General features: G+C 36.0%; 5 protein-coding genes and 2 rRNA genes. 1 reads left to right on the top strand and 6 read right to left on the bottom strand.

From position 1 onward, the window contains the following. From F0527_RS16810 to F0527_RS16795, 4 genes are all read right to left on the bottom strand, one after another. Positions 1–86: ribosomal RNA gene (locus F0527_RS16810) — 16S ribosomal RNA — on the bottom strand; the annotation flags it as partial. A gap of 442 nt (positions 87–528) precedes the next feature. After that, positions 529–1,182, bottom strand: coding sequence for a 3-oxoacid CoA-transferase subunit B (locus tag F0527_RS16805; protein WP_066791436.1), 654 nt, complete (start codon positions 1,180–1,182; stop codon positions 529–531). 16 nt (positions 1,183–1,198) lie between these two features. Beyond that, positions 1,199–1,906 (bottom strand): CoA transferase subunit A, encoded by a 708-nt coding sequence (locus F0527_RS16800; RefSeq protein WP_147198317.1) that lies wholly within the window; start codon positions 1,904–1,906, stop codon positions 1,199–1,201. A gap of 100 nt (positions 1,907–2,006) precedes the next feature. Continuing rightward, on the bottom strand, positions 2,007–2,792 hold the full coding sequence (locus F0527_RS16795; RefSeq protein WP_150285696.1) for a TrmB family transcriptional regulator: 786 nt from the start codon (positions 2,790–2,792) through the stop codon (positions 2,007–2,009). A 111-nt stretch (positions 2,793–2,903) separates the two neighbouring features. On the opposite strand from F0527_RS16795, the gene F0527_RS16790 reads away from it, so the two are divergent. After that, positions 2,904–3,674 (top strand): TSUP family transporter, encoded by a 771-nt coding sequence (locus F0527_RS16790; RefSeq protein ID WP_150285695.1) that lies wholly within the window; start codon positions 2,904–2,906, stop codon positions 3,672–3,674. A gap of 55 nt (positions 3,675–3,729) precedes the next feature. On the opposite strand, the gene F0527_RS16785 is transcribed toward F0527_RS16790, so the two are convergent. Next, positions 3,730–4,338, bottom strand: a complete 609-nt coding sequence (locus F0527_RS16785; protein ID WP_150285694.1) for a DedA family protein — start codon at positions 4,336–4,338, stop codon at positions 3,730–3,732. Between the two features lie 1,091 nt (positions 4,339–5,429). Further along, positions 5,430–5,543, bottom strand: a 5S ribosomal RNA gene (gene rrf, locus F0527_RS16775); the annotation flags it as partial.

The following is a 5,543-nucleotide window of genomic DNA, read 5'->3' as shown; positions in this document are numbered from 1 at the left end:
AGCAAGCTCCTCGTCATTCGCTCGACTTGCATGTATTAGGCACGCCGCCAGCGTTCGTCCTGAGCCAGGATCAAACTCTCCATAAAAGTGTTTGATTGCTCAAAATTTCACTAGCGCATCATCTTTAAGATGATGACTTTAAAACTAACAGTTGTTAGTAAGTTTAAATGATTAACATCTTGCTTGTTCAGTTTTCAAGGTTCATGTTATCGCTTGTTATTTTAGCGACTTGATTATATTATCATAAACTTATAATCTAGTCAACAACTTTTTAAAAGATATTTTTCAATGAAGTTATTATTCATTGCTTTTCTTAATATCTTTTAGCGACTTAGTTACTATATCACCATATAATTTAAACGTCAATTACTTTTAGAAAAAAATTTACAAAAAAATAAAAAGAGATGAAAACACTATACTAGTTTATATAAAGCAATAACTAGATATTGATCTCACCTTATAAATTACAAAGCGAGAAATTGTCCAAACAAAAAATAGATCATCATTTGATGATCTATTTTTAACTCTTTATTGTTGAGCTAATAGATGCTGGGCGATAGAGAAATCCGCATCCGTCTTAGTTTGAATTTCTTCTACTGTTACTCCCTCTTGCACTTCTACTAACACCATACCCTCAGCAGTAAACTCAAATATAGCCAAATCTGTTATCAGCTTATTTACGACACCTTTACCTGTTAACGGCAATGTGCATTCTTTTTTTATTTTAGAATCGCCGTGCTTATTTACATGCTCCATTACGACAATTACTTTCTTGGCTCCATTTACAAGGTCCATGGCGCCTCCCATACCCTTAACCATTTTCCCCGGAATCATCCAGTTTGCCAAATCTCCCTTTTCTGAAACTTCCATGCCACCAAGAATGGCTAAATCTATATGACCTCCACGAATCATAGCAAATGATTCAGCACTATCAAAAAAAGAAGCTCCCGGAACTGTAGTGATGGTTTCCTTGCCCGCATTAATCAGATCAGGATCTTCATTACCCTCAACTGGATAAGGGCCTATGCCGAGAAGACCATTTTCTGATTGAAGCAAAACATTAAAGTCAGCGGGAATTTCATTAGCAATTAATGTAGGTATACCAATCCCAAGATTGACATTCATCCCATCTTCAATTTCTTTTACCGCTCTTTTGACAATTGTAAGATGTATTTCCTTCATCCCTTTCACTCCTCCTTTATCCTTTTGCTCCTGCTACGGTAAGTTTTTCAATACGCTTTTCATAATGAGTGCCCAACAAAAGTCTTTGCACGTAAATGCCAGGAAGGTGAATTTCATCGGGATTAAGTTCCCCAGGCTCTACGATTTCTTCCACCTCCGCAATAGTTATTTTTCCTGCCATAGCTGCTATAGGGTTAAAATTCCTAGCTGTTTTTCGGAAAATCAAATTGCCAAGCGTATCCGCTTTCCAAGCTTTCACTAAAGCAAAGTCCCCTACTATGCCTCGTTCAAGTAAATAGGTCTTCCCATCAAATTCTTTCGTTTCTTTCCCCTCTGCAATCGGTGTACCAACTCCAGTAGCAGTATAAAATCCAGGTATACCTGCGCCTCCAGCACGGATTCTCTCTGCAAGTGTCCCTTGAGGAACTAACTCTACTTCTAATTCACCACTTAAATATTGCTGTTCAAAAATTTTGTTTTCTCCCACATACGATGAGATCATTTTCTTTATTTGACGATTGGCCAACAGTAATCCCAATCCCCAATCATCAACACCGCAGTTATTGCTAACAATAGTTAAATCCTTCGTGCCTTGCTCTTTTAAAGCTTGAATCGAATATTCAGGTATGCCCGAAAGACCAAACCCTCCCACAATAATTGTAGAACCTTCTTTAATATCAGAAACCGCTTCCATGAAAGAGCTCACGACTTTACTCTTGTTCATACATACGCCCCCTTTGTCTGAGTATTAAAAATTATCTATCATAACTATTCTACAACTCTAGCAATTATAAGTAAATTTTTTGTTAGTATGTCGTAGAAGTCTACTCTTCGTTAAAAAATTTTTTTCTTTCCTTAGATATCCATTGCTCTATATCATCCTTGTTCCTGCGTACTATGCGATTCACTAACACGTCATGCCATACATAATCCTCTAGCAAATAAATATGAACAGGATCGTCTGTATAGAAAGCTAGCTCCTTATCATCGAGAACTGATCCGTAAATCATCTTTTTCGCATCAATAGATAAGATAAACCATTTTTTACTTGTAGGTGCTTCAGTGAATTGGGTAACGCGATGTATATCTACATTCCCTACTGGATTTTCTACATGCAATGTGAGACCTTTAATCTCCACTTCTGATTCTACTTTTTCTAACTCTTCTTTTAGTTCATGATAAAAATCATCCCACATTGAAATAACGATTCTTTTTTCAGCTTTTTTAATTAGCGTTTTGCAGTAGCTTATAATGCTTGATTTATCCTTTAAGGTGAGTACCTGCCTTTCACCTTTTTCTTCTTTTTTTTCGCACTCCTTTAATGCAGTGCTCATACTAAGGAAATTGGTTTGGAATGAATTCTGTGCTTTTTCAAGAAATACATCGACAGGCAAAGGCGAATAAAGAGCGCCGTCTGTCTTCTCTTCCTTCAATACTACGCCTTTTTCCACTAAAGCTTTCAATGTATCATAAATTCTAGCCCTTGGTATGCCCGATTTTTTACTAACCTGATAAGCAGTAACTGTCCCTTGCTCCACTAAAGATACATATGACTTTGCTTCATATTCTGTGAATCCAATAGCTTTAAGTTGTTTGATTAACAAATCCAATATGATACCCCACTTTCTCTTCCTCTCATCATACCAAATTCAGAAGTACTATTTACATCAGAAACAATTTTAGTTACTATTTTAGTAGTTACTAAAGAAAAGGTGGTTTTTATGCATATTGAGATGGACTTTTCACTTTTAATTATTCTAATTCTTTTTGGGTTTTTAGCTGCCTTTATAGATTCAGTGGTTGGGGGCGGCGGTTTAATCGGTTTGCCTGCGCTCTTATTTGCAGGCCTCTCACCCGCTGCGGCAGTAGCAACAAATAAACTTGCTGGTACAATGGGGGCGTTGACTAGCACCATTTCCTTTTACCGTTCAGGTAAAATTGAAATGAAGTCTGTCTTGAAGTTCTTTCCGCTTGTTTTTATAGGCTCCGCTTTCGGCGCCTGGGTAGTCCACTTATTAGACCCTAATTTATTGAAGCCGCTCATGCTATTTATGCTTGCCGCTGTTGCAGTGTACACCATCTTTAAAAAGAATTGGGGTAGTGTTTCTACATACAAAAAATTATCAGTATCTAAGCTATTATTATTTGCACTTATTATTTTCGCTTGCGGATTTTATGATGGCTTTTTAGGTCCAGGAACAGGATCATTCCTTATATTTGCTTTCTTGATGGTGGGATATGATTTTCTTAGTGCTGCAGGTAATGCCCGGTTTTTAAACTTTGGGAGCAATATTGCCGCCCTCTTAATGTTTATGGGGTTGCACCAAGTCAATTACGCCTATGGCATACCGATGGGGCTTGCACAAATCGCCGGTGCAATTTTAGGATCACGTTTTGCCTTAAAACAAGGTGCCAGCTATGTACGGGGTTTATTTATAGTGGTCACATGCTGTTTACTTGCTAAAAATCTGTATGATTATTTCTTAAAATAATGACATATAAAAAAAGGCTTTCTTAAATAGAAAGCCTTTCTATATTGAAGAAGGTTTAAGCGTTTCTCCTTCTCCAGAATAAGCGGACAATAAAAAATAGAATCAGGAAGCTTAGTAGAAGGACAACAAGATTCGAATATGTATCTATATATGATACAATTTCCCCCCAAGAAGACCCCACCCTTGCACCAATATAAACTAATACACTATTCCAGATGAGTGATCCCAGTGCAGTAAATAACAAAAAAACGCCCAGATTCATTTTGGCCATGCCTGCAGGAATTGATATTAAGCTGCGAACAATAGGTACAACACGTCCTATTAGTACAGCCCATATCCCCACCTTTGCAAACCATTCATCCGCCTTTTTGATATCCTTGCGTGTAAGTCGCAATAGATATCCCCATCTATCTACAATGATCTCTAGCTTTTTCACATCCAAGAGCCTTCCAATCCCATACAGAATCACAGCACCAATCATAGAACCGATTGTAGAAAATATTATGACGCCTGTCATTGTCACATCAGATGTAGTTGTAAGAAAGCCGCTAAATGTTAAAATCACTTCAGAGGGAATCGGTGGAAAGATATTTTCTACTGCAATAAGTATAAGAATCCCTATATAACCATATGTATTCATCATATAACCAATCCACTCTTCCATCCCCATCCTCCTTTAACCTGTCCATTTATTATATGCTAAGAAAGAGAAATTATGAGTGATAGTCTTGTTAGGAAATCCCTTTACTTACTCCTCTAAAACCAATGGAAGTAGAGTTTACAGAAAAACCGAACTGCTTAAACAGCTTGGCTCTTAATATTCGAAAGCTTTTACTTATGTTTATAACCATCATTTGGTAACATTTGTTCAACCTTAAGGTACTGTAGAAAGCAGTTCAATATCATCAAAATAATGGATGGGTTCTTTGTCTTGATTATAAATATAAAGCCCATAGCCCTTTTTATGTTTCACTAGACTCTCTCTTCCTTTAGCAGACAAAGAATTTGTCAACTTAAATTCAAATGCAACACTATAATTCAGTGCATGATTCGATTTTATTTTTGGAGCAGAAACTAAATCAGTACGCTTTTTATGCACTACAGCAGAAACTCTTTTAGGTAATATTAGCTCCATATAATATTTACTATCAGTTTCCTTTAACAAATCATAAAGAGTCGGGCTAACTCTATAGATCATTTTATAGTGAACAAGTTCCCTATCCAACGTAGCTTGAAATTTATCAATATGGAAGTTTGGTGGAGTAAAGCTGCCATCTAAAGTTGTTTGGTACTACTAACATTCTTTTTCGTTTTATTTGGGGTATTCTGTTGGACATCACTACCTTTTTCATTAGTACACCCAGCAATGGTAAAGACGGAAATAAAAATCAATAAAATAAAAGAAATAATATTTTTATTGTTAATTCTTAACATGATTTTTTTCCTTTCCACAGGGAAATTAAAATAACCTTACAAATCATCACAGTAATTCTAACCATAAAAATAAGAGCTTTAAAATTTCTTACCTGTTATTTTAAGAAATTTTATACGTATGTGGAATACAATTTAAATTATACACTAATATTTCAAATATTCTTATATTTCATAGTATAACTATCTATGTTTATTTTTAATATATTATAATTTCGTTTTTTCATTTCTTGATATGAATGATATAAAAGAATTTCAAGAACAAGGTATTACATACCTAACGCAAAAAAGACACTACTGTGTTAATCAGTAGTGTCTTAATATGCCTAGCAACGTCCTACTCTCACAGGGGGAAGCCCCCAACTACCATCGGCGCTAAAGAGCTTAACTTCCGTGTTCGGCATGGGAACGGGTGTGACCTCTTTGCCATCATTACTA

Source organism: Rummeliibacillus sp. TYF-LIM-RU47 (assembly GCF_008638315.1).
Lineage (GTDB): Bacteria > Bacillota > Bacilli > Bacillales_A > Planococcaceae > Rummeliibacillus > Rummeliibacillus stabekisii.
This window is presented reverse-complemented; position numbering and strand designations above follow the sequence as displayed.